The following is a 24,302-nucleotide window of genomic DNA, read 5'->3' on the forward strand; positions in this document are numbered from 1 at the left end:
ATCAGGAGATGAGCACTATGGAAACACAAACCTATCAAACAATATTAGTGGGTGTAGATGGTAGTGAACAAGCAAACCTAGCGTATAAACGGGCAATTGGAGTGGCTAAAAGAAATCAAGGCCGAGTCGTTGTCGTCCATGTGGTAGAAAATAAACTCTATACGATGATGGGCTATTCAACCATGAATGATAGTTTAATTGAGCAAGAAACCGATGAGGCTAAAGAAATTCTTGATGAATGCAAGAAATATGCTAAAAGTGTTGGCTTCAGTCAAGTTGAAACACTCATTACTTACGGTGTAGCAAAAGAAGTGATGTGTAAAGAATTGCCTGAAAAATACCATGTAGATTTAATTATGGTAGGACAGTCTGGACTTAATGCGGTAGAGCGAATGGTAGTTGGCAGTGTTAGCAGTTACATTATTCGTCATGCGCCTTGTGATGTGTTAATAGTTCATCCTGAAATCAATTGATCCATTAACAGTGGGTCGCAGTTTTTAATAGAAAATGGAGGAGTCGACCAAAAGATTCTTCCATTTTTTATATTTTTGTAATAAACTACCTGAAATATCATGCATGAATGGCCTTTTTTTGATAAGATAGGACAGGAGAGAAATTAGGAGGTCGAAGAACAAATGATTTTTTCATATAATCAAGCCCATATAGGCGATGTATTATTAGTCATCGTAGCAGATGATAAAGGACAAGAGAATCAAGTTGAACGCAAAGGGGATATTGCCAGAGTTTCAACTGTTGAAGATAATCAAGTGGTAGGTTGGAATATTTTTAATGCGACAGACTTGTTAGGGGATATTCAAGGAAGCGGACAAGTAAAATTGACAGATGAGCAATTTGAAAAGCTGAATGAAGCGCTGAAAGAAGCAGGGTTTTCAGAACAATTAACCAGCGATTCGACACCAAAAATTGTCGTTGGATTTGTAAAATCCTGCAAGAAGCATCCAGATTCAGACCATTTATCGATTACTCAGACAGAAGTAGATAATGGAGAGGTTTTACAAATTGTTTGCGGCGCACCCAATATTAAAGCCGGTCAAAAAGTCGTTGTGGCAAAACCAGGAGCGATGATGCCAGATGGCTTGCTAATTTGGCCAGGCGTTTTACGAGGAGAAGAAAGCTTTGGTATGATTTGTTCCGCGAAAGAGCTACATTTGCCAGATGCTCCTGAGAAAAAAGGAATCTTAGAATTACCTTTTGATGCAGAAGTAGGAAGTGTATTTCCAATAGGGGAATAGATAGACAAATTAAAGACTAGGGATACCAATTAGTTGATGGAAGCCCTAGTCTTTTTGTTGAGCTAAGAATGGTTGATTAATAAAAAAGAGTAAATCAGAGCAAGTATTAGAATCATAAGGCAAGGTGGAAAAACTTGATAATATTATGGAACCTCTAAAAAACATTTAGAACAATTAAATTTGCAGAAGGAATATCCCATTTTGTTAAATATTTTCTAGTTTTTTTGTTAACAATCAGTTTTCCTATCTTCCTATTTTATTTAATAGGTCATCATTTATCCAGCTTAATTTTATAAATCAGATATAAAATTAAGTTTCTTTACGTTGAAATACACATTAAATTTAAATTATATTTATTATTTTATTGAAATGAAATTTTCGATTTTTTGTACTTTTTCTGTGAAGGATTTAGCTAGTCCAGAGTAGTCTAAATCGTTTAGAAGTTGAATAGAATGTAGTAGTTTTGGATCGACTTTTTTATTTATATAAGAACTGGCAATCAATTTATTGATAGATGCTAATATTTTCTCGAAAATCAAATGAGACTTGTAAGCCTCAGTCTCAGCTTCTTGACTATAAAGCACTGCTTTGTTGAAATGGCCATGATTAATATGGTAATCACTTAGATTAATCAGTGTTTTGATATAGATATTATTGCATTGGAAATCAACTTTCGTTTTTTTTATTAACTTTGTACCCAGAATATCTATGGCAGCGTTATCATAAATAAATAGAGTATTGTTAAGCAATTTTATTTCATAGTTTGACCAATCATTGACTTTAATTAAGTAGTTGCTTAGTTCACTGTAGTCTCCTGTTACATATCCATATTCACGATATTCAATAACTGCATTTATCGTTAAAATAGTATGATGACTTCTTAGAGTATTCATTTTTTTTAGTTTATTTATATAAAATAACGAATTTTCTTTGATGAAAATCAAGTCATTTGAATTTAAAAAATTTTTTATTTCAATATAAATCATCTCGGATTTATAAAAATAACTATTATTTAAATGATTTTCAAATTCCATCATGCTAATATTTAGCCTATTGAGAATACGTAGGAACTTATCATAAGAGCAATAGTAATTTGAATTTTCTAAATCTGATAAATGTGATCTAGAAATAATACCTTTTGAGACTTCTTCTTGTGTCATACCTTTATCCAATCGAATTTTTTTTAGAATTTCTCCAACAAGCATTTAAATTCCTCCTAATTTTAATTGTCGGAATAAGATACAAACATACCTTACCCTGTTTCCATAGACTAATATTATAATTATAATAAAAAAAAAGCGACGAAAGGTGGTATTTTATATGATTTATATATTATATATATGGTTGGTAGAACTTGTTTTTTTATCAAAAAACATAGGGATTTAAACCTTATTTTAAACTTTCTAAACAAATATTGTCAAATATGATTATAAAGGTTTGATGAACGATATGATTAGGTCGCTTGACAGTACAGGAGTGAAAATTAGAATTACGGTTCGTTTATTAATATTAGTAGTGATTGCACAAATGTTTTATCGAGCATTTATATATTCTTTTACAGTTCTTTATTTTTGGACCTCTGTTCAATTTATATATATGTTGACTAAAATAATTTTATCGCTATTTTATAAAAAAAAGAAAAAAATTAAGGGGATAAAAAAGCAGAAAAAACTATCTGTAAGCGTTATAATTGCGAGTTACAATGAGGATGCCAAGTCTGTTGCTCTTTTTTTTGAATCTTTATTAAGACAAACTAGTTTACCTGATGAAATTTTTTTTGTAGATGATGGAAGTGAAAATCTGTCTGCATATAATTATGTAAGAAGCTTGGAGAGTATACCTCAAGTAAAAATTTATGTTCATCGATTTAAAAAAAATCGAGGAAAAAAAGCAGCACAAGTCTGGAGTTTTAAGAAAGCCAAAGGAGCTATTTTCTTTTTAGCAGACTCAGATTCCACTTTACATAAAGATGCTTTAAGAGAACTAGTAAAATGCTTCTCGGATCAGCGTGTTGGTTCTGCTGTGGGACATATACTGCCAAGAAATGCTGAACAAAATTTTTTAACAAAAATGCAAGATATAAAGTATTTTAACGCTTTTAGATGCGGTCGTGGTGCGCAATCAGTCTTAAACAGTGTTTTAGTTTGTTCTGGAGCGATAAGCATGCATAGAAGAGAAATTGTTCTGTCGAATTTGAAACAATTTTTAAAAAAAGATGTCTTTGGAATTAATTGCGTTTCTGGTGATGATCGATGTTTAACTAGCTATTCTCTAATGGGGGGCTATCAAACGATTTACCAATTAAGTGCAATATGTTATACAAATGTTCCATCAACTATTAAAGGTTTTTTTAAGCAAAGAACAAGATGGACAAAATCAAGCATTCTCAGGTCGTGGCATTGCATGATAACTTTTGCTTGGAAAAAACCTCTCACTTGGCTTCTTTTATTTTGTGAAAGCTCTTTATGGTTTTTTGCTTTATTAGGGCGAGTGACTATTGCCATAAACTACGGTATTTATTTTAATGGGATACAGCTTCTTTTTGCAATTCTTTATTTTATTTTTGTAGCTCAAATCTCAAGCGTTTATTATGCTGAAAAGAACTTTTTTAGATATTTGATTGTGCCTGTCTATTCTTTTTTTTATGGGGTGCTGCTAGCAATTACTCGCTTGTATGCATTAATAACAATAAAGAAATCTGGTTGGAATACAAGATGAATTTAGATCAAGGAGGGAATTCTTTGGATAGTCAATTACTTAGGAAAATAAAAAGCAAACAAGCGATAGTAACAGTAATTGGTTTAGGTTATGTTGGTTTACCATTAGCGTTAAGATGCTTGACGTGTGGTTTTAAAGTTATTGGGTTTGATACTGATCAGAATAAAATTGAAAAGATGAAGGCTGGACAGTCTCCAATACAAGATATTTCAGATTACCAATTACAAGAGGTGTTAAAACAAAATCATTTTTCTTTAACAACTAATGGAGGAGATCTAAAGAATGCGGATATTTTTTTAGTTTGTGTGCCGACTCCATTGAAAGAAAACTATGAACCAGATATTTCTTTTGTGAAGGCGGCAGCGGATATTATTTTTGACTGCTGTAAAGAAGATTGTTTTGTGGCATTAGAAAGTTCCACTTATCCTGGAACAACCAAACAAGTTTTTGGGAATTTTAATGAATATAAAAAAATTTTTTTAGCCTATTCACCAGAAAGAGTTGATCCAGGGAATGAAATTTATGAAGTAAAAAATACTCCTAAAGTTGTTGGAACAGATGATCCAGAGTCTTATAAGATAGCAAAGGCTTTCTACCAATCAATTGTTGATAAGGTACATATTGTAACAAGTACAGAAGTTGCTGAAATGTCGAAGTTATTAGAAAATTCTTTTCGGAGTATCAATATAGCTTTTATGAATGAGATGGCAGAAATTTGTGAACATTTGAAAATAGATATTTGGAACACAATCGAAGCAGCGGCCACGAAACCTTTTGGCTTCATGAAATTTACTCCTGGAGTAGGAGTGGGGGGGCACTGCATACCTCTAGATCCGATGTATTTAGAATGGGCAGCTCAGCAGGCAGGACATTCAAGTGAGTTCTTAAATCTAGCTCATCGAGTCAATAAGGGGCAACCACAACGAATTGTTAATAATGTACTAGAAATTCTAACTCAAGTAGATAAACCAATTAAAACATCTAGAATTGTTGTTTATGGAATGGGATATAAAGGTAATTCCTCTGATATTAGGGAATCAAAAAGCTTAGAAATTTTCAATTTATTATATTTACTCGGAGCTAAAGTTGATTATATAGATGAAAATGTAAAGTCTATCATAGCTTGTGATGGTCATTCCTATGAAGGAATTACAATACAAGAGGTGACGAGTGATTGTGATTTATTAATTATTACTAATGATTGCAATCAATGTGATTATCAAGCAATTCAAAGTGTTGATGTACTTATTTATGATGTGATTAACCTTTTAAAATCGAAGCGTAAGAATGTCGTTATTTATGGAAAAAAAGATAGTTACCAAAATTGTCAAAATTTCCAAAAAGAAAGTTTAAGTATTTAAATTTGTAATAGAATCGCTAGAATTTAGAATAATAACTTAAGGGACGGTGTTTTATGAAAAAAATAGTTTTAGCAATTTTAGCAACATGTTTTATGGTTAGTGGTTTTGCTTTGCCAGAAGTAACACATGCCCAAACTACAGCGGCACCATTAGCTGCAGAAGTATCACAAAATTATCAAAGTCGAATCAGTTATTCTTGGGGAACTGCAACAACCTATCAACGTTCTCAGATATCTTCTTTGATTAGTGTTCTTAGAGAGATGGATAAAGGAATTCCTATTACTCAAGGGATTAATATCATTGGTGGATTTATTCCAAATAAATTTTACACATCTAAAAATAATGCGTATTATTTACAAATAATCGAAGCAATCAAAATTCAAAATAATAAGACAAAACGTGGTGTCGTATTGAATTTAACGTTTGACGGTGGTTATTGGGTATCAACTCCGCCGAGATAATTAAAAAATAGCAGTACTGTATTTTAAATTCTAGTGGATTTTATAAGCGTCTTTAGTAATAAAAACGCAATATAAAGAAAAGACTCTCTCATTTTCAATTTGAAAACGAGAGAGTCTTTTCTTATAATGTCTACTCTATCTGTCATTTTTTTCGAATAAGAAGAAGCCTGAATTTTATTTATTCTTATTTTGCAAAGCAGCTTGGTCAATAGTTAATTCAACCTTCACCGTTTGTTCTTTTGATTCACGATAGAAGGTAACTTCCATAGTATCTCCAACTTTTTTCTTATAGAGAGCACTTTGTAAATCTGTTACAGAAGAAATATCTTTTCCGTCAATTTTGGTGATAACATCATATTTTTGTAAACCAGCTTTTTCAGCAGGACTAGCAGGGCTTACAGATAAAATGATGATTCCGTTTGTAACAGTATTTGGAATTTTTAAAATTTGCTCTTGCTGTTGAGAAGAAATATTCGTTAATTCTTCCATAGTGATTCCTAGACCAGGTCGAGTCACTTTTCCATCTTTTTCAAGCTGGTTAATAATGTTTACTACATCATTACTTGGAATAGCAAAGCCCATTCCTTCAACACTAACCTGACTATTTGATTGAACAATTTTGACTGAGTTAATCCCAATAATTTGTCCAGCAATATTAATTAGCGGCCCACCAGAGTTTCCTGGATTAATTGCAGCATCCGTTTGGATAGCATTAATATTAATCGTGTCACCTGATTCATTTTGGTTTGTGATATTGCGATTCACAGAAGAAATAATCCCTTGTGTCACAGAGTTAGCATATTCTGAGCCAAGAGGAGACCCAATCGCAATTGCCGGTTCACCAACTTTCAATTTATCAGAATCGCCAAAAGTTGCTACTTGATCTACTTTGTCGGAAGAGATCTTAATCACAGCTAAATCGGTATAGGCATCGGTTCCTACTAATTCCCCTTTGACCTTAGTACCATCATGTAAAACGACTTCTAAACCTTGCGCTTTATCAACAACGTGATTATTGGTTACAACATAGGCATCTTTCCCATCTTTTTTATAGATAACCCCACTACCTTCACTTGCTGGTTGTAAATCCCCTTCAGCATTTTGAGAATCACTGTTACTATCTGGAGTTTGACCAAACAAGCCACCAAAGCCACTTAATTCATTATCTTGACTTGGTTTTTGCATATTAATAACTGAAACGACAGAATCCTGCACTTTTTCAACGGCAGTAGTCACATCACTTTTTACACTGTAGTTCACATTGCTGACTTTTGTATCTTTACTATTATCTGTTTTAGTAACAGCTGGAGAAGAATTGAAATTTGGACTCATAACAGCATAAAATCCACCAAAAGCTAGAGCTCCTCCAAGAAGGCCTCCAACAATTCCTATACCAAGCTTCTTAAAAATCCCGCTTGAATTTTTTTCTGAATTAGGCGTAACATCTTTTCTATCCATAAATAAAACCTCCCGATTAGTTAATTACTATTTATATGTTTTAAGTATAAGCTTTCAAGACACTTTTAGTCTACAGAAGAGCTTTGAATTTTTTATGAACAAGCTAAGGAGAAATCTAGTGATAATTTATGAAAAAATCACTAGGTTGTGTCTAAAAACGATACTGACATCTGACTACTGTGTTTAAATCTAGGAAAAAAACGTAGCTTATTTAGTGCATAAGCGAGGCTCTATGATAACGAGTTATCTACACTTCATGAAAATATTCGTCGTTGGCGTTTTCAGACACACTCTAAAGTAAGAATCAAAAAAAGCTGGATTAGTTATACACAGAAGCTGTGAAAAAGTCCGGAAAGACACTGTGTATACTTAGAATAAAAGTTATCCACAAAATGTGGATAGTGTGGACAAATAATGGGAATAAGTGTTTGTATCTTGGAAATACCGTGAAATTAGGGATAACAGAGCATGTTTCTGTGGATAAGTCTGTGCATATGTGCATAACTATGTGGAAATAGTGTGGAATACTTAAATTATTCATGTTAAAATTGTTGAAAACTATATATAAAAAAAGAAAGAGATGTGGAAATGTGCGAATTAAAATAATTACAGTAGGTAAATTAAAAGAAAAATACTTGGTTCAAGGAATCAACGAATACCTAAAAAGATTACAAAAATATGCAAAAGTCGAAGTTATTGAAGTTTCCGACGAAAAAGCCCCAGAAAAGCTCAGTGATGCGGAAATGAAACAAGTCAAAAGCAAAGAAGGAGAACGAATTTTAAATAAACTTTCTGACTCAGACTACGTATTTGCTTTAGCAATCGATGGAAAACAATTTAGCAGTGAAGAATTTTCAAAAGAAATTGAACAGCTAGGTGTTAGTGGGAAAAGCCAACTAGCTTTCGTAATTGGCGGATCATTAGGATTAAGTGACGAAGTTATCCACAGAAGCCAAAAACAAATATCTTTCGGCAAACTAACTTATCCACACCAGTTGATGAAACTTATATTAGTAGAACAAATCTATAGAAGCTTTCGGATTATGAAGGGAGAACCGTATCATAAATAATGATATTTTTGGGAAGGGAAGGTTGATTTAGCGGGCTTTTTAAGTGGGAAGTGCAGGGTTTGTGATAGGGGGTGTTATTGGTTAGTGGTTAAATTTGAATTGTTAACTATAAAAATTACTATTGGGGGGGGCACATTCCTAATGGCTCAACACTAATTTTATGAAATTCAAAACTTACTAGGTGCTTAATTGGTCAAACACAGTTAGATTTTCTGTTCATTGTGAATCATTTACTAATCAACTAGTTTTAATAATCATATCTGATTGTCTTTTGAACATGATATTGTCCCAAACACCTTATTTTCTCTAGTTGAAAAATATATTCTTTTATTTATTACGAAAAATAGTGATGTTTAAAATGTCAAATGAATTATTTATTCTCTGATACTAAAATTTTTATAATCTTCTGAAACTAGGAAAAACTAGTAGTGACTGTTGATAACAATGAAAATAAGATAATTTAATCAATATTGTTACCGGTAACATATTTTCATTGGTAATTGAATATGATACACTATTTTTAATAGAATTATTATAATTAATTTGAGTTTAACTCGTAAAAGTTTCAATAATCACATGATAGGATGTTTTTTATTAGTAATAGCTTGAATTATGGATTGAAACAAATTTTTACTGTAGAAGCAATTTGTAAGCGTTCTTCCGGTTGGTGCTGTGGAACTAATGAATCAAAATCTATGGTGTAAAGGGTATCAGCATATTCAAAAACGAATAGTAATAATTCTGAAAAACATACATTATAAGGGGTGTAAGGTAATTTGAAGAAAAAAATTAAAGTAGCGATAGTAGGGATTGGTAATTGTGCTAGTAATTTAATTCAAGGGATTGATTATTACAAAAATAATTCTGATTTAGATATAGGATTAATGCATAGAGAAGTTGGTGGTTATGATATTGGTGACATAGAGATAGTTGTGGCTTTTGATATAGATGAGCATAAAGTAGGAAAAGATTTAAGTGAAGCAATTTTTGCTGAGCCGAATTGTACTAAGAAAATTTGCTCGGTTAGTTATAAAGGGGTGAAAGTAAAAAAGGGGCCTGTTTTAGATGGCTGGAATAAACATCTTGGAAAGTTTGTTAAATTATCAAATGAGCAACCAGTAAACGTGAAAGTTGAATTAATTAGAAGTGAAGTAGATGTTTTAGTAGTTTTGCTTCCTTCTGGTTCAAATGATGCTTGTAGGTTCTATGTTGAAGAAGCATTAAAAGCAGGTATAAGTGTTGTTAATGGAATACCAGTTTTTTTATCTCAAGATCCCAATATTATAGAACTTGCAGAAAAAAATAAAGTAGCAATAATAGGTGACGATTTTAAAAGCCAGATAGGGGGAACAATTTTTCATCATACTCTGTTAAATCTTTTAAAGATTCGTGGAGTCCAAGTTAATAACAGCCATCATATTAATTATGCTGGTAATATGGATTTCTGGAATTTAATGACACCTAGAGGTGATGACAAGCATAAATCGAAAGCTAACGGAGTAAAATCTGGAAGCGAAGAAATAGATTTGTCAGTCAATGTAACATATTTAGAAAATCAAAAAGATAATAAAACTTGTCGGATTTATATAGAAGGGCAGAATTTTGGAGGTTGTCCAGTGACTATAGAGGGAAAATTGACTGTAGTAGACTCAGCGAACTCATCAGGAGTATTAGTTGATGCTATAAGATGCCTTATGGTTGCTAAAGATAATTCTATTTATGGATATTTAGAAGAGCCTAGTGCTTATTACATGAAGTCACCCAAAGTACAAATGTTAGAAGATATAGCATATGCAAAAGTATGTGAATTTATGGATATGTAAAGAATAAACATTGGAGGAATATTTGTATGAACATTTTTATAAAGAGGAATGAAAATGAAACAGTAGAGAATTTTGAGTTTGAGTTAGTAGAAAGAAAAGGAGTAGGGCACCCAGACACTATATGTGATGCTATTGCAGAAACCGCATCGAAAAATTACTCTAAATTTTGTGTAGAAAACTTTGGAAACCCAGCACATCACTGGTTTGATAAAGTAATGCTAATTGGAGGTGAAGCCAACGTTGACTTCAAAAATGGAAATATTGAAAAACCATATACTATAATTTTTGCAGGTAAAGTAAGCTACTCGGTGGGAGAAGTCAAAATTCCATTGGAAAAAATACTTTTTGAAAGTTGTGTAGAAGTTTTAGAAAATGTTTTAACAGGTTTTGATCGGCATAGTCATTTAGTTATTGAAAACAAACTGGTTGATTACCAAGGAGCTGGGAGAAAAGATTCGCGATATAAACCTTCAGATATAAGTAAATTACCGAAGCTCGACAATGAACACTTAGTTTCAAATGACACGAATTTATTAAGTGCATATGCCCCCCTTTCTACATTAGAGAATATTGTACTAAAAACCGAACAATATATAAATGGAAAAGCCTTTAAAACTAGAAATCCAGATACTGGATGGGATGTTAAGGTTTTTGGGACTAGAACAGGTGATGAGTATAATTTACTTGTCAATATGCCGTTTTTAGCGAAAGACATTTCCTCCATAGAAGAATATTTTTTTAGAAAGAAGGAGATATTGGCAGAGTTACAGGATTTTTTGGATAAAAATTATGCTGTGAAAATCGATTTAATGATGAACGCTACTGATAGAAATGGGCGAGCTTATCTGACTGCTTTGGGGTCAGTAGCTGACACGGGTGATGTTGGTGTTGTAGGAAGAGGAAATAGATATAATGGATTAATCACACCAATGAGACCTATGAGTATTGAGGCTCCAGCAGGTAAAAATTCTGTGGATCATACTGGTAAATTATACGGAATCCTTGCGAATGATTTAGCTCATGGAATATTTGAGAAATATAAAGTTCCAGTAGAGGTTCATATCTATACAGCTAAAGAAACTAGACTAAATAATCCAGACAAAGTCATCATGAAATTGAATAATATAAACTTAAATTCCGAAGTAATTAATGATATAGAAGAGTATGTTCAAGAAAAAGTTCGAAATGTAGGTGATATATCCAGAAAACTTATATTTGAAGGAATCACAATGTGGTAACTAGTAAGGGGATTCTCAATTATGTATATTAAATATTATCGAGACAATTCTTCAGTCATCCTCGAATCAGATGAGAAAATAATTAAGTCAGTGACAAAATATTTAGAGGATTTTTTTTGTTATTGTGAATGTAATGGGAATTCTTTTTTTGAGCATTCATGGAAAATAACAACTAATAAATCAGCTCAGTATTTTGAAAAATTAAATTTAATGAAAATAATAATTAAACAGTCTCCAGAGCCGTTTATGACAGTCTATTATTCAGGGGAAAAGAAAATAATTGGTTTAGTCTTAGAGAATAGTTTGGCTTGGCAAGTACAAAATGTTATTAGGTTTATCCGTATTGTTATTAGGTTACAACAAAAAGAGGATGAAACAATATTTTTTCATGGTGGGTTTATCAAATATAAAAATAAAGGAATATGTTTTTTAGGCGATAAGAAGTGTGGAAAAACTTCGTCAATACTATCTTTTTTAAGAAAAGGGAATGTCTCTTTTATTTCTAATGATGATGTATCTCTAAACGTAAAAGGCCCTGAAATAATTGGATTTGGTTGGCCAAGATCTATCGTTGTGCGAAATGATACATTAGATAAGTTAAATGTAAACTTAAAAATTAAGCTAGCTCATCCATTAAATGAAAAACATACAGCTGACGTCACATGTTTTTATCCTAAAGAATTGTGTCAACAATTTGAAGTACCTTTACTATCAGAATTTAAAGTTGATTATGTCGTATTTCCTGAATTTAAAAATACTGAGTATCCAATTATCCAAAAATTAGATCATATTGCGGGCTCAAGAAAACTACAAAAAAATATACAATCTGTACCAGGAAAGTATATAGACTTTTTGCTGCCCTATTTCTCAAAAAACTTAAAAGAGTTAAATTTAAATAAATTTAAAGAAAATGACATATGTTTAATATCGTTGAATCAATCTTTTGATGATCTTAATGCAGGAAGTGAAGCACTTATTAAATTTATTGAACAAGAAGGTAAATCTTATGATTAATGAATTTATATGTAAAAAAAAATACGGAGAGGTGACTTCTATACGAAAAATGAATGGAGCCGGACCTAATATTTCTTGGCTAATAGCTACCGATGAAAATAAGAAAGTGATTTTACAGAAAAATAGTTTACCATTATCTCATTTGACATTAATTGATGAGATAATGGGTATACTTTTTGAACAAGGAATTCCTATATCACCGTTTTTGAATATAGAAGCTGGAAGCAATTTGGATTGTGTGTGGATAATAAAAACGTTTGTTGATGGAAGAAATTGTGACCTTTCTATTTTAAATGATATAAAACAAGCTAGTAACGTACTCAAAAGAATTCATTCTATACCAATTGATAACATGAATAATAATTATTATTACTTGTCGCCGCATGATCCAATTCATTGGCTGGTAAATTCCGAAGATAAGATTAATAATTTTTTTAGATCGATTGGAAATGACAATAATTATATAAAACTTATTAAGTATTGTGAAGAAAGTATAGGGAACATGTCGCTTCATGATTATAAAAAGTTGCCCCATTCAATTGTTCATGGTGATTTTCATGGGGGAAATATTATATTTAAAAAAAAATATTTAGAACAGATAATAGATTTTGATACTTTATGTGTATCACCTCGGATTCATGATCTTTCTTATTCTTGGTTTTTATTATGCAGAAAAGAAAGAGGAGGCTTTAATGTGAATGTGGAGTATTCTAAAATGTTTTTCAATAATTATTTTAAGAATAATCAGTTGAGCATACTAGAGAAAAAGTTTTTCAAACATGTATTGATATTACGTTTAATCCCTACTAGTGATTACCTATTTCAATTGAAAAAAAGTAAACCGGCTTTTTTTAAAAAATATTTATCATGGACAATAAGAGCACTTGAAAGTGTTTCTGAATTTTTTTATAGTTTTATTAATTGAGGAGTTGAGGAGTGAACAATCTGAAAGAAAGTAAATATTTATTTGATATTTTATATAATTTTTTAGGAATAAATGTTGAGTTAGATAAAAATATCTCAAGTTTAAATTTGGAAAAAATTTTGTACCAAGCTACATTGCATCGAATAACTCCTGTTATATATCATTATTTTTTTAATGAAAATATTACTTCTAAGATTAACAATAATATTTATAAGTTATTAAAAACTCAATACGATATCAGTAGTTACAGAGATAGGATGTTATCTAACGAAGCACATGAAATATGTAGATATGCAAAAAAGACAGATGTTGATGCAATGATTCTTAAAGGTCCGATTTTGTCTAATTATTTATATAATCAACAGGGGCTTCGGATGTATGGAGATATCGATATTCTAATGAATAGAGAGGATTTATCAAAAGGAAAGAAATTAATTTCTTCACTAGGATATATGCAAGCTAATAAAAATAAGGATACTGATTTACTAATTGAAGCTACAAGATTCGATATATTGAAAAAAGAAATTAGCTCTCATGAAACGGTAGAATTTTATAAAAATGGCCAAGTAAATTTACTTGATGAAATCATTGTAGACATAAATCATTCTGTTCTATGGAAGAAAACTACTCAAATTAATCTTTTTGATGATATTTCTACTAATACATTTCTAGATAATAATTTTGATTATAAATTTGAAGGTAAAAAAATAGTAGGACCTACTCCGGAATTATTATTTATTCATACTTGTTTACATTTATATTCCGAGGCAGTTTTATTTTGCTGGCAATATAGTTGGCATAAAAATTGGGGGGATATAGAGATGATAAAGTATTTAGATATAGGGTTGCTCATGAATAAAGAAATTGATTGGGATATAGTTAATTCCTATATAGAGGATAAGGATTTTCGTGTAGGTATTGAATTTGTTATTTCAAATTTTAATATTCTCTTTCCTATTTTTCCAATACCTAAATTACTGAAAAAATATGTAAACAGTGAATCAAAAGTAAATTATTACTACACATGTAAAGGTGAAATTAAACATTGGAATAATTCTCTTAAAGATAGAGTATTTAATCAGAATATTAGGCTAGAAGATGTTTTGAATAATACTAAGAAAGGAGATTTACTGAAAAAAAATGAATAAGGAGAACAAAGATGTTTATATACTAGATTTAGATGGCACAATTATTAATGAAAATGGTTTTTTTTTTAATATTGAAGAAACTTTAGTGAATATGCGTAACTTGAAAATCGTTGCAACTGGAAGAAGTAAATCATCTTTAGATCAATTAGCTGTTGTTTCTAGCTTAGTTAAGATAGTTAATCCAAAAATTGTATGTTATAACGGTAATGCAATTTATGATTTTAAAACTAAGGAATTTTTGGTACTTAATAAGTTTAGAGTAACTGAAAATTTAATAAAGAAAATAAATACTATAGGGAAAAAATTTGTTGTTGATATTGATGGACAGCTTTATTCAAACTCCAAAGAGTCACGTACTAGGTTTTCAATAATAAATAAAATTCCAAAAAGTAAAATAATAGTTGGTATACCAACTATTAATCCATTGACAAATATTCTATCTTTTCAAATTTATGATGAGAATATAAATTTTGATAATTTAAAGGTTTTAGGAAATTATTCCATACAAAATTATAAATATATGACGATTGTGTATCCAGAGAATACAAGCAAAGAGAATGGGCTTAAATATATGTTTAGTAGAGATCTAGTTGAATATTCAACTGATTTTAAAATAGCAATAGGTAATGATATTAATGACATAGGCATGTTTCAATGGTCAGATTTTAGCATAGCAGTAATGAACTCTTCAGAACTAGTAAAGAAGAAAACAAATAAAGTTTTGGATCAATGTTTATCTAGTTACTTACAAAAGCAGATTGGAGATAAGTAAGTATGAAAAAAAATGAACTATTATCAAAATTAAAAAATCTAAAACTTTTAAACAAAAAAGACAATACGGAAGTGTATGAAGCAACTCTTAATGAAGTGCCAGTTATAATAAAGTATTATAGTACAGAACAGAATTTTCAAAGAGAACTTAATGCACTACAAGCGTTAGAAAAAAAAAGAGTTAAAACACCTCAAATATTATCTTTTTATAATGGATTTTGGAATAAAGAGGTTGGTTATATAATTCAAGAAAAATTGCAAGGAGACACTTTGCTGGAGATATACAGTGATATTAAGGACAAAGAGGGATTGTTGTATGAATGTGGCGAAGCTCTTGGAAAAATAAATAAAATACTCACTTTAAATGAATTAGATATCAGTAATATATGGAAGTACTCTGATTTTGAAACAGATGAAAATTTTAAACAGTATGATTGGAAAAAGCATTTCATGCATCAAATTCCTGTATGGATAGAAAAAGTGGATAAGAAATATAAAAGTGAAATCAATTACGTTAAGTTAGAAGAAATTTTACTTCAAGGATTAAAAGAAGTTGATTCATCTATTGAGTCAATTGGGCTGATGCATCGAGATTATGGTTTTAGAAATATATTGTATAAAAATATTAATATTACAGGAATCATCGATTTTGAACATGCTATGATAGGAGACATTTTTTTTGATACTACTAAGTTGATATTTAATAATTTAGATTTTGTTAAGGATTGTTCACTCCAAAAAAGTTTCTTTGATGGTTGGTCAAAAGAAACTAGAGTTTATGTAGATGACAAAAAAATGTGGCTATATTTAGCAATTCAGGGATTAGGTGCTATTCAATGGGTAGATGGACAAAAATTGATAGCTAATAGGTACAGACACTTGGATTATAGAAAAAAGGGAGAAGGTATTGTTTCGGAAGCATTACATTACATGTCTTGAGTATAAGGAGCAGTTTAATGGAGATAAAAGTAGACACACATGTTCATACAGTCCATAGTTTACACGCATATAGTACTATTCATGAAAATACTTTGGAAGCACAGAAAAAAAATTTAGAGGGTATTGTTATATCGGACCATTTTGGACCATATTTTGTTGGTGGAAATCTGTTTCAATCGTTTGCGGGTATCGCTAACATTAGAAATATACCGGATGAAATAAATGACATAAAAATTATTAATGGCGTTGAAATTGATATTATAGATAAAATGGGAAATTTAGCCTTTTTTGATCATTACTTTCCTTTTGATTCTTCAGAATCTGTACTAGAACGTCTTGTAAAGAAGTGCTCAATGATTATTGCTAGCTATCATCAATTTGGCAATTTAACTTTAACAAGTTTAGAAAATACTAACATGCTCATCTCTGTTCTATCTAATCCCGATGTTCATGTGCTAGGTCATTGTGACAGAATACCCGGAAAGTTTGAAGAATTAGCTGTTATTCAAACTGCTAAAAAATTAAATAAAGTAATTGAATTAAATACACATTCATTTAATAAAGATAAAATGGCTCAAGAAAGGATAAAAAGAATTGCAATACTTTGTGCGGAAAATGACACTAAAGTAACTATTGGTAGTGATGCGCATTTTGCGACGGATATTGGAAATTTTTCTGCTATTAAGAATATGTTAACATCAATTAGTTTTCCAGAAGAGTTGTTGATAAATACGTCTGTTGGAAAAATTTATGACTTTTTAAACCAACATTGAGTTTTTTTATTTAAATTGAAAGTCTAGGCGAAAGGAATATAACAATGGGAGAAATAGAAAGTTTTTTAATTTCTGAAGTTCAAGTAATCACTAAAACTACATTTATGGCTGTTGATAGAGAGCGTCCGTTTATAGAGTTAGGAATAGATTCAATTGATTTTATTAATTTGATTGTTGCTATTGAGGAAAAGTATAATTTTGAAATTGACGATAGTATGTTGACATTTTCAAATGAAATTTGTGTAAAAAGTTTAGTCTTCTACATTTCAAATAAATTAGAAAAGGAGTGTACAAAATGATACATCCAGAATATGCAACTCTACACAGTAAAGATACTGAGCTAAGAGCCCAATTAAACATTAAATTAATGTCTTACATTAAAGATTATAAAGTTAATGAATGGACTATACCGTCTCTTATAGATGGAGATGTTTTAGAAAGATGTGGATATTTTTCCACTATTCCTAATCAGTTAACCAAAATTGGTACATTGGATTTGGATAAAATTGATTTGCATGCAAAAGATAATGATTGTAATGGTTTTATATCAAGTTCTAATTTATATCTTACACCAGCAGCATGTATACATTTTTATCCTATGTTAGAGACAGAAAATAAATACAACGAAATCATAACAACAATGGCTCGCGTTTACAGATATGAAGATGGAGCATTTGTATATAATGAACGGCAATGGGAATTTTCAGTTAGGGAGTTTGTAGCTGTTGGCTCGATTGAATATGTTCAAAATTTCTTAGAAGATATGAAAAGTAAATTATTAGAATATGCTCAACAATTTACTGATAAATCATATCTTAAAGTTGCTCATGACCATTTTTATCCTAGTAAAAAAAATGCTTTGAAAGAAAAGTTTCAAGAAAAAAACAAATTGAAAACAGAGCTTGTAGCTGATATTAATGGTAAAAATGTATCCATCGCATCGTTTAATTTTCATGGATATCACTTTAGTAAAGAATTTAACTTTGACTCAAATGGAAATGTTGTCTCTGGATGTGTAGGCTGTGGTATTGATAGGTGGTTGGAACTGATACATTCTAAAAACTAGAAAAAAATATTTATATAATTACTTGGTGTTTTAGAGACACAGGATAATTAAAAAATATCTAATAACTATTGAGGTGAATAAAATGGAAGGTTGTTTATTTAATAAATTAGATGATGGTACTTCCTTGGAATATTATATACCATGTAGTATCCCTTTATTAACTAACAGTATAAGAAAACTTGGAGGCATAATGTATATTAATTTACTTGCTAATAGCGGATTGACAGCAGTGCCAAATTATGCAAAAAATTCTAAAGAAAAATTTTTGTCAAATGTAAAATTTTCACAAAAATTAAACTATAGAACAGTATTTGATATGTTAGATATTGAGATTAATGATAGATGTTTTAAGAGTTTTTCTGAAGGGATAAATTTTTTGAAAGAAAAAAATAGAAAAAATGAAAATACGATAATAGGTGTAACTACGTATTATTTACCTTATTCAAAAGATTTCAAAAATAAGCGTTATATTAGTGAATATGAAACAAGGACGATAGGAATAACGAATCATTATATTTTAGTGATAGATATTAATGATGAATTTTTACAAGTTTATGATACCACGCCGATTGTGTGTAATGAGACGTTATCTATAGATAATCTAAGCAAAGCATGGCTAGGTGATAGTAAAATTGATGAATTTTCTAAGATAGTAGGTATAGACAGTCTATCTCCATATACATACTTAGAAATAGATATAAAGAAAGATATTAAAGAAAAAAGAATAATGGAACTAAGTTTTCAATTATTGGCAACCATAGTATTTGAATATCTTGATGGAAAAGTACTTAAAGATGGAGAGACAAACTATTTTTATGGAATCACGGCTAATGTAATGGTTATTGAAGAACTTAGAGATATTTCAAATAGAAAAGTTTTATCAGAAAAGGAAGTACATCAAATTGAAATATGTCTAATTGAGATGCAAATAAGTCGTTGCTTTTTTAGGGATTTTTTAAAAGATATATCTGAGATTAATTCGGTCTATATAAAAATATTTAATGAAACTAATTTTCTTTTAGAAGAAATGAAAAAAGTAATATCCAAAATACGTTTGATTTTTGCAAGAAAAAAATATGATGTAAATAGATTAAATGAAAATTTTGATATATTAGAAAAATTATTTAAAAAAGAAAAAATGATATATGAAGAAATCGAATCAAAGCTAACCTCAAAGAATAAAGTGAATTCTGGAACGTTAATTTTTGGGGATTTATTTTTTGAGAGGAGAGAGTAGCAATTATCTTATGATTAAAGTTGAGCATTTACAAAAGAATTTTAACAAAAGCATTAAAAAATCTGGATTGGCTGGAACATTGAGGTCATTTATTAGACCTGAAATAGAAGTATTTGAGGCTGTAAAAGATTTGAGCTTTGAAATACCAAAGGGACAAATTTTTGGATTCATTGGAGCAAACGGGGCTGGAAAATCAACTACAATTAAAATGTTAACAGGGATATTAACTCCTACATCTGGAGTTTGTGAAATCGAAGGGAAGAATCCACAGAAAAACCGCAAAGAATATGTAAAGAATATAGGTGTAGTTTTTGGTCAAAGAACACAACTGTGGTGGGATTTACCTCTAAGAGAGACATATAAAGTTCTCAAAGAAATATATGATATTCCAGATGATCAATTTAATAAGAGAATGCTTTTTCTGAACGAGATACTAGAACTCAATGATTTTATAAAAGATCCTGTACGTACACTTTCATTAGGTCAACGTATGAGGGCTGATATAGCAGCTTCTCTTTTGCATAATCCTAAAGTTCTTTTTCTTGATGAACCAACTATTGGATTGGATGTATCAGTTAAAGATAATATACGTAGGGCTATCATTGATATAAATAAGGAAGAAAATACAACAATTGTTTTAACAACCCACGATTTAACCGATATTGAATTATTATGTAGTAGAATTTTTATGATTGATAAAGGTCAAGAAGTGTTTGATGGCTCAATTAGTCAACTGAAAAATAAGTTTGGAAGAATGCATGAAATTAGTTTTCAAGTAGCTAATATTGAAGAGGTGTTTAAACTTAATTATACTGATTTTTTCGAAAATATAGATATGGAAATAAATGGAGTTAATATTAATATATGTTTCGATGCAACAAAAATACATGTAACAGAATTACTTCAATTCACACTAAGTAGGACTCAGATTAATGATGTTTCAGTTAAGGATGGAAATATAGAAGAAATCATTAAACGCTTTTTTAGGAAGGAAATAGAAAATGACTAATAATTTTCGAAAGTATCAACCATTTATTAATGCTGGAATGCAAGGGATGATTGCGTATCGTGTAGATTTTTTAATTTTTCGTATTGGGGATCTTATGGGAGCTTTTGTTACTTACTTTATATGGTTAGCTATTTTCAATTCATCGTCTAGCTCTTATTTAAACGGTTTTTCTTTTCAAGAAATGACAGTATATATTTTTTTGAGTTTTTATACAGGAATAATTACTAGAACTAATGTTAGTAGTCAAATAGGTAGTGAAGTTAAAGATGGTTCAATTTCAATGAGGCTATTAAAGCCAATAAGCTTTACAGCAACATATCTATTTGAAGAAATGGGAAAAAAATTGATAGAAGTTTATATCCTAGCAATTCCTATTTTTGGTGGAATAATATTATACCAGTTGTTTCAATCTGAAAATATTCTGTTTAGAATTACTAACTTAGCTATCTATATTTTAAGTAGCTTTATTTCTTATTTAATCAATTTTTATTTAAGTGTTTGTTTTGGTTTTACTTCTTTTATTTTTAAAAATATTTGGGGTTTGATTTTAATGAAAAACTCTATAGTTAACTTTATGTCTGGAGCACTAATTCCTTTGGGGTTCTTTCCTAAAATTATTGCAGATGTCCTACAAGTATTACCATTTGCTTCATTACTGTATTTACCCGTTATGATATCTCTTAATAAATATACGCTAGGTAAAACAATTATATTGTTATTATTGCAATTGTTTTGGCTGGCTTTCTTTTTTATTTTATCCAAGTTTATTTGGAATATTGTAATTAAGCACCTTAGTGTACAAGGAGGTTAATGATGCAAAAAAAGTATATAGAGTTTTATTTGGAAAAAGTTGAATGGATATTCAGTTAATTGGAATTTCAAGAAAGGAATAAATATTGATAGGTCATGATGAGACTACCTCCTTTTTGTGTTTACTTTAGCAATGGGATTTAGAACAAGTAAGATAAATATTTATATAGCTGTATTTCCTTGAAAACAGACGTAATTTTATGGACAATGCTTTCCTTCACAGGTTTGTGAATTTAAAAGGTGCATAAATAATGAATTGAACTTGATGGATTGGCGAAGCTTAGCGTGAAAAATTAGCTGAGATATGCTATCCCTAGCTTAGGAGGTCGTGTAGAGATTTTTAAACTTAGATGATAGTAAGGAACGCACATATCTTAGCAGGCTTATTTAGATTTATATGGTGCAGGGAAACCACGTGCAGAAGTCATTCGAGAGTATGACCTGAATCCTTCTAGCTTTGATAAATGGCTCAAGCAAGGGAAAATGACAGGCTCATTTTCTGAAAAAGACAATCGAACACCAGAACAGAAAGAACGGATTGCCCTACGCAAACCCAATAATCAGTTGGAAATGGAGAATGATAGTTTAAAGCAAGCGGCGCTGATCTTCGGACGAAAAGACAAATAATCGAGGGAAACAAAGCAACTTATTCGATTTCAGCGAAGTGCCAAGCACTAGGTATTTCCCGCCAAGCCTATTATTATCACCCTCAAAAAAGAAAAGTGAGAGTGAACTGGAAGCACTAGTAGAAGAGGTTTTTCTTCAAAGTAGAAAAAATTACGGCACTCGTAAAATTAAAATGGAGCTGAAAAAAAGAGGCCTCTGTGTTAGTCGGCGTAAAATTGGTCAGGTAAAGAAACGTCGTGGCTTATTATCCAACTACACCAAAGCTCACTTTAAAAAGATAACATCCGCTGTAAATGAAGCGTTGGTTGATAATAAATTACAACGATCATTTTCCAACCGAGCATCGCTAGAAGCGATTGTTACAGACTTGACTTATGTTCGTGTTGGTCATCACTGGCACTACATATGCCTGATTTTAGATCTGTCTAATCGAGAAATCAGTGGCTATTCATGCGGAAGGCACAAAGACACCGCTCTCGTGAAGCAAGCTTTTAGTCGACTTCTCTATTCTTTACTAGACGTTAAGATTTTCCATACAGATCGAGGAAAAGAATTTGATAATCAGCTGATTACAGCTCTTGTTGATTCTTTTCAAATCGAACGCTCATTAAGTCAGAAAGGAAGTCCTTATGACAATGCCGTAGCGGAATCGACCTATAAATCGTTGAAAGTTGAGTTTGTTTAACCAACCGCTTTCTCTTCACTGGAAGAATTGGCTCTGCATCTGTTTGACTATGTTCATTGGTGGAACCACCTTCGACTGCACGGTTCCTTGGGGTATGTAGCACCTATCGCCTATCGCAACGTTAGATTGGCGGAGCGAACCCTTGACAATGAGCATGGGGATGATACCCAAAAGGGCGCGGCCTAAGCTTTTGCCGCCAGCTATCATGCCCCATGCCATGGAGGCTCGTTGTCACAAGCAATCGGAACAAGGAACTCAATCAGGACACCTTATAAATTTTGTCAAAAATAAGTGTTGCCATTCCATTGTTAATCTTAATATAAAAAGTAACTACACTCTAAAAATATATAAAATCTCTCAAAATAATCGTTACAATAAGCCGGAAAGGAATGAATTATAAAAATGAAGAGAGCATTTAAGTTAGAGAAAGTATTTATTAAACAGTATCTGAAGCAGTTAATGGAGTATAAAGGAGATTTTTTAGTTGGAGTAATTGGAATGTTTTTAACACAAGGATTGAATCTTCTTTTTTTAAACATAATTTTTAAAAGTATTCCAACACTTAATGGTTGGACATTGAAACAGATTGCTTTTATTTATGGTTTTTCATTAATACCTAAAGGGCTAGATCATCTTTTTTTTGATAACTTGTGGTCTGTAGGACAGCAATTTATAAAGACTGGTGAATTTGATAAATATTTGATAAGGCCAATAAATCCCTTATTACATGTTTTAATTGAAAAATTTTGTATAGATGCTTTTGGAGAATTAATAATAGGAATATCTCTGCTGGCTATAACCACTAGCTATATTTCTTGGTCAGCAGTAAAATTTTGTCTCTTTTTAATAACTATTCCATTTACTACAATAATTTATACGAGCTTAAAAGTTATAGCAGCAAGCATGGCTTTTCGCTATAAACAGGCAGGCAGTGTTATGTATATTTTTTACATGATTAATGACTTTTCTAAATACCCGGTTTCCATTTATAACAATTCGATAAAATTTATAATAACTTTTGTGATTCCTTTTGCATTTGCAGGCTATTATCCAGCAAGTTTTTTTTTAACTAATGAAAATATTTTATTTAATATTGGAGGAGTAATTATTATTTCATTAACTCTTCTGGGTATAGCTTTAATTTTCTGGAAAAAAGGGATACTAAAGTATGAATCAACGGGTTCATAAAAAATGATAAAGCAACTAACACTTGTAGGCAGGGGTAATAAGAATTATAAGTATTAGATTACAAATTGTCATTTTGAAAATCTATGTCCGAATATAGAAAGAGGAAGACATTCTTATATTAATAATTTATCTAATTATATTTATGTACTGGGTGTATACTATTAGATATATATAGTTTTCAAAAGTGGCTAGAAAGAATTGAATAGTGAACAATTGTCAATATATATTTGTCTATTGATATGATGAAAGAGTGTGCTGGTGTGTTCAACTGAAAAATAATTATATATTATTACCATGAGAGTCAATTGCTTCGGTGCAATTGGCTCTTTTTTTTGTTGCCAAAAATAAGGAAGGAGGAATGAAAACAATGTTTGAAAAAAACGACAATCGCTATCTAACAAAAGGAGTCAATGAACAACTACCAAAAGAAATTCAAGTCTATTGTTGGCAGTTGATTGATGAAAAAAGGAAAGAAGCAGAAATAACATTGGATTACCTACAAATTTTTGAGTTTAACCGAGACGATCAGCGCCAAGCCATTGAAGTGATTCATCGACAAGAGGAGCCGTTTTTTATCCAGTATCATGAATACAAAATCATAGAGCCATTAGCGGATTTTCAAGTGACTAAGCTTTGGGTAATCGATGATGGCACCAATCAGACCATGTTGCTACCAGAGGAATATTGAGAGACTTTCACTAGAAAAAATAACAATTAAGAAGGGCGGA

At 30.7% G+C, this 24,302-nt stretch carries 23 protein-coding genes and 1 pseudogene; 22 read left to right on the plus strand and 2 right to left on the minus strand.

What is annotated here, in order from left to right:
* Positions 1–17: 17 nt before the first annotated feature.
* Positions 18–473, plus strand: a complete 456-nt coding sequence (locus tag BCR26_RS13385; RefSeq protein ID WP_069699502.1) for a universal stress protein — start codon at positions 18–20, stop codon at positions 471–473.
* A 162-nt stretch (positions 474–635) separates the two neighbouring features.
* Positions 636–1,253, plus strand: a complete 618-nt coding sequence (ytpR, locus tag BCR26_RS13390; RefSeq protein ID WP_069699503.1) for a YtpR family tRNA-binding protein — start codon at positions 636–638, stop codon at positions 1,251–1,253.
* A gap of 356 nt (positions 1,254–1,609) precedes the next feature.
* On the opposite strand, the gene BCR26_RS13395 is transcribed toward ytpR, so the two are convergent.
* The gene (locus tag BCR26_RS13395; RefSeq protein WP_069699504.1) at positions 1,610–2,458 is read right to left on the minus strand and encodes a helix-turn-helix domain-containing protein; all 849 of its coding nucleotides are present in this window, start codon (positions 2,456–2,458) and stop codon (positions 1,610–1,612) included.
* A 271-nt stretch (positions 2,459–2,729) separates the two neighbouring features.
* On the opposite strand from BCR26_RS13395, the gene BCR26_RS13400 reads away from it, so the two are divergent.
* From BCR26_RS13400 to BCR26_RS13410, 3 genes are read left to right on the plus strand one after another with little or no spacing between them, the layout of a single operon-like run.
* On the plus strand, positions 2,730–3,971 hold the full coding sequence (locus BCR26_RS13400) for a glycosyltransferase family 2 protein (protein WP_169818894.1): 1,242 nt from the start codon (positions 2,730–2,732) through the stop codon (positions 3,969–3,971).
* Between the two features lie 23 nt (positions 3,972–3,994).
* Positions 3,995–5,332: a nucleotide sugar dehydrogenase gene (locus BCR26_RS13405; protein WP_169818895.1), complete on the plus strand. Its 1,338-nt coding sequence runs from the start codon at positions 3,995–3,997 to the stop codon at positions 5,330–5,332.
* A 53-nt stretch (positions 5,333–5,385) separates the two neighbouring features.
* Positions 5,386–5,793, plus strand: a complete 408-nt coding sequence (locus BCR26_RS13410; protein WP_069699506.1) for a hypothetical protein — start codon at positions 5,386–5,388, stop codon at positions 5,791–5,793.
* A 174-nt stretch (positions 5,794–5,967) separates the two neighbouring features.
* Here BCR26_RS13410 and BCR26_RS13415 read toward each other — a convergent pair whose 3' ends face one another.
* On the minus strand, positions 5,968–7,251 hold the full coding sequence (locus BCR26_RS13415) for a S1C family serine protease (protein WP_069699507.1): 1,284 nt from the start codon (positions 7,249–7,251) through the stop codon (positions 5,968–5,970).
* A 590-nt stretch (positions 7,252–7,841) separates the two neighbouring features.
* Here BCR26_RS13415 and rlmH point away from each other — a divergent pair.
* From rlmH to BCR26_RS13505, 17 genes and pseudogenes are all read left to right on the plus strand, one after another.
* Positions 7,842–8,321: a 23S rRNA (pseudouridine(1915)-N(3))-methyltransferase RlmH gene (rlmH, locus tag BCR26_RS13420; RefSeq protein WP_069699508.1), complete on the plus strand. Its 480-nt coding sequence runs from the start codon at positions 7,842–7,844 to the stop codon at positions 8,319–8,321.
* Positions 8,322–9,097: 776 nt separating this feature from the next.
* Positions 9,098–10,144, plus strand: a complete 1,047-nt coding sequence (locus tag BCR26_RS13425) for an inositol-3-phosphate synthase (RefSeq protein ID WP_069699509.1) — start codon at positions 9,098–9,100, stop codon at positions 10,142–10,144.
* Between the two features lie 26 nt (positions 10,145–10,170).
* Positions 10,171–11,382, plus strand: a complete 1,212-nt coding sequence (locus BCR26_RS13430) for a methionine adenosyltransferase (protein WP_069699510.1) — start codon at positions 10,171–10,173, stop codon at positions 11,380–11,382.
* 90 nt (positions 11,383–11,472) lie between these two features.
* A complete protein-coding gene (locus BCR26_RS13435) occupies positions 11,473–12,396 on the plus strand; it encodes a hypothetical protein (RefSeq protein WP_211272307.1) in 924 nt (307 codons plus the stop codon).
* A complete protein-coding gene (locus BCR26_RS13440; RefSeq protein WP_069699512.1) occupies positions 12,389–13,321 on the plus strand; it encodes an aminoglycoside phosphotransferase family protein in 933 nt (310 codons plus the stop codon). The genes BCR26_RS13435 and BCR26_RS13440 overlap by 8 nt, the downstream gene beginning before the upstream one ends.
* Before the next feature lie 11 nt (positions 13,322–13,332).
* Positions 13,333–14,469, plus strand: coding sequence for a nucleotidyltransferase family protein (locus BCR26_RS13445; RefSeq protein WP_069699513.1), 1,137 nt, complete (start codon positions 13,333–13,335; stop codon positions 14,467–14,469).
* Positions 14,462–15,241, plus strand: a complete 780-nt coding sequence (locus tag BCR26_RS13450) for an HAD hydrolase family protein (protein WP_069699514.1) — start codon at positions 14,462–14,464, stop codon at positions 15,239–15,241. The genes BCR26_RS13445 and BCR26_RS13450 overlap by 8 nt, the downstream gene beginning before the upstream one ends.
* A 2-nt stretch (positions 15,242–15,243) precedes the next feature.
* The gene (locus tag BCR26_RS13455; protein WP_069699515.1) at positions 15,244–16,179 is read left to right on the plus strand and encodes an aminoglycoside phosphotransferase family protein; all 936 of its coding nucleotides are present in this window, start codon (positions 15,244–15,246) and stop codon (positions 16,177–16,179) included.
* Positions 16,180–16,196: 17 nt separating this feature from the next.
* Positions 16,197–16,952: a PHP domain-containing protein gene (locus tag BCR26_RS13460; protein ID WP_069699516.1), complete on the plus strand. Its 756-nt coding sequence runs from the start codon at positions 16,197–16,199 to the stop codon at positions 16,950–16,952.
* A gap of 44 nt (positions 16,953–16,996) precedes the next feature.
* Positions 16,997–17,251, plus strand: a complete 255-nt coding sequence (locus BCR26_RS13465) for an acyl carrier protein (protein ID WP_069699517.1) — start codon at positions 16,997–16,999, stop codon at positions 17,249–17,251.
* On the plus strand, positions 17,248–18,018 hold the full coding sequence (locus BCR26_RS13470; protein ID WP_069699518.1) for a class-II aminoacyl-tRNA synthetase family protein: 771 nt from the start codon (positions 17,248–17,250) through the stop codon (positions 18,016–18,018). The genes BCR26_RS13465 and BCR26_RS13470 overlap by 4 nt, the downstream gene beginning before the upstream one ends.
* Positions 18,019–18,100: 82 nt before the next feature.
* Entirely contained in the window at positions 18,101–19,255 is a 1,155-nt protein-coding gene (locus tag BCR26_RS13475; protein WP_139124955.1) for a hypothetical protein, read from the plus strand.
* A 10-nt stretch (positions 19,256–19,265) separates the two neighbouring features.
* A complete protein-coding gene (locus BCR26_RS13480) occupies positions 19,266–20,264 on the plus strand; it encodes an ABC transporter ATP-binding protein (protein ID WP_069699520.1) in 999 nt (332 codons plus the stop codon).
* Positions 20,257–21,075: an ABC transporter permease gene (locus BCR26_RS13485; RefSeq protein ID WP_069699521.1), complete on the plus strand. Its 819-nt coding sequence runs from the start codon at positions 20,257–20,259 to the stop codon at positions 21,073–21,075. The genes BCR26_RS13480 and BCR26_RS13485 overlap by 8 nt, the downstream gene beginning before the upstream one ends.
* 377 nt (positions 21,076–21,452) lie before the next feature.
* Positions 21,453–22,572, plus strand: a pseudogene (locus tag BCR26_RS13495) (IS3 family transposase); the annotation flags it as partial.
* Between the two features lie 216 nt (positions 22,573–22,788).
* Positions 22,789–23,574, plus strand: a complete 786-nt coding sequence (locus BCR26_RS13500; protein WP_069699522.1) for an ABC transporter permease — start codon at positions 22,789–22,791, stop codon at positions 23,572–23,574.
* Positions 23,575–23,941: 367 nt separating this feature from the next.
* Positions 23,942–24,262 (plus strand): DUF960 family protein, encoded by a 321-nt coding sequence (locus BCR26_RS13505; protein ID WP_069699523.1) that lies wholly within the window; start codon positions 23,942–23,944, stop codon positions 24,260–24,262.
* Positions 24,263–24,302: the final 40 nt, after the last annotated feature.

The sequence above is a fragment of the Enterococcus rivorum genome (assembly GCF_001742285.1).
In the GTDB taxonomy this organism is placed as follows: Bacteria; Bacillota; Bacilli; order Lactobacillales; family Enterococcaceae; genus Enterococcus_L; species Enterococcus_L rivorum.

Excerpts from the sequence above, each read along its gene's own strand:
- BCR26_RS13385 (WP_069699502.1), top strand. The coding sequence starts at position 18 with ATGGAAACACAAACCTATCAAACAATATTAGTGGGTGTAGATGGTAGT.
- BCR26_RS13460 (WP_069699516.1), top strand. The coding sequence starts at position 16,197 with ATGGAGATAAAAGTAGACACACATGTTCATACAGTCCATAGTTTACAC.
- BCR26_RS13440 (WP_069699512.1), top strand. The coding sequence starts at position 12,389 with ATGATTAATGAATTTATATGTAAAAAAAAATACGGAGAGGTGACTTCT.
- BCR26_RS13430 (WP_069699510.1), top strand. The coding sequence starts at position 10,171 with ATGAACATTTTTATAAAGAGGAATGAAAATGAAACAGTAGAGAATTTT.
- BCR26_RS13465 (WP_069699517.1), top strand. The coding sequence starts at position 16,997 with ATGGGAGAAATAGAAAGTTTTTTAATTTCTGAAGTTCAAGTAATCACT.
- BCR26_RS13395 (WP_069699504.1), bottom strand. The coding sequence starts at position 2,458 with ATGCTTGTTGGAGAAATTCTAAAAAAAATTCGATTGGATAAAGGTATG.
- BCR26_RS13470 (WP_069699518.1), top strand. The coding sequence starts at position 17,248 with ATGATACATCCAGAATATGCAACTCTACACAGTAAAGATACTGAGCTA.
- BCR26_RS13485 (WP_069699521.1), top strand. The coding sequence starts at position 20,257 with ATGACTAATAATTTTCGAAAGTATCAACCATTTATTAATGCTGGAATG.
- BCR26_RS13500 (WP_069699522.1), top strand. The coding sequence starts at position 22,789 with ATGAAGAGAGCATTTAAGTTAGAGAAAGTATTTATTAAACAGTATCTG.
- BCR26_RS13415 (WP_069699507.1), bottom strand. The coding sequence starts at position 7,251 with ATGGATAGAAAAGATGTTACGCCTAATTCAGAAAAAAATTCAAGCGGG.
- BCR26_RS13410 (WP_069699506.1), top strand. The coding sequence starts at position 5,386 with ATGAAAAAAATAGTTTTAGCAATTTTAGCAACATGTTTTATGGTTAGT.
- BCR26_RS13455 (WP_069699515.1), top strand. The coding sequence starts at position 15,244 with ATGAAAAAAAATGAACTATTATCAAAATTAAAAAATCTAAAACTTTTA.
- BCR26_RS13475 (WP_139124955.1), top strand. The coding sequence starts at position 18,101 with ATGGAAGGTTGTTTATTTAATAAATTAGATGATGGTACTTCCTTGGAA.
- BCR26_RS13505 (WP_069699523.1), top strand. The coding sequence starts at position 23,942 with ATGTTTGAAAAAAACGACAATCGCTATCTAACAAAAGGAGTCAATGAA.
- ytpR (WP_069699503.1), top strand. The coding sequence starts at position 636 with ATGATTTTTTCATATAATCAAGCCCATATAGGCGATGTATTATTAGTC.
- BCR26_RS13450 (WP_069699514.1), top strand. The coding sequence starts at position 14,462 with ATGAATAAGGAGAACAAAGATGTTTATATACTAGATTTAGATGGCACA.
- BCR26_RS13480 (WP_069699520.1), top strand. The coding sequence starts at position 19,266 with ATGATTAAAGTTGAGCATTTACAAAAGAATTTTAACAAAAGCATTAAA.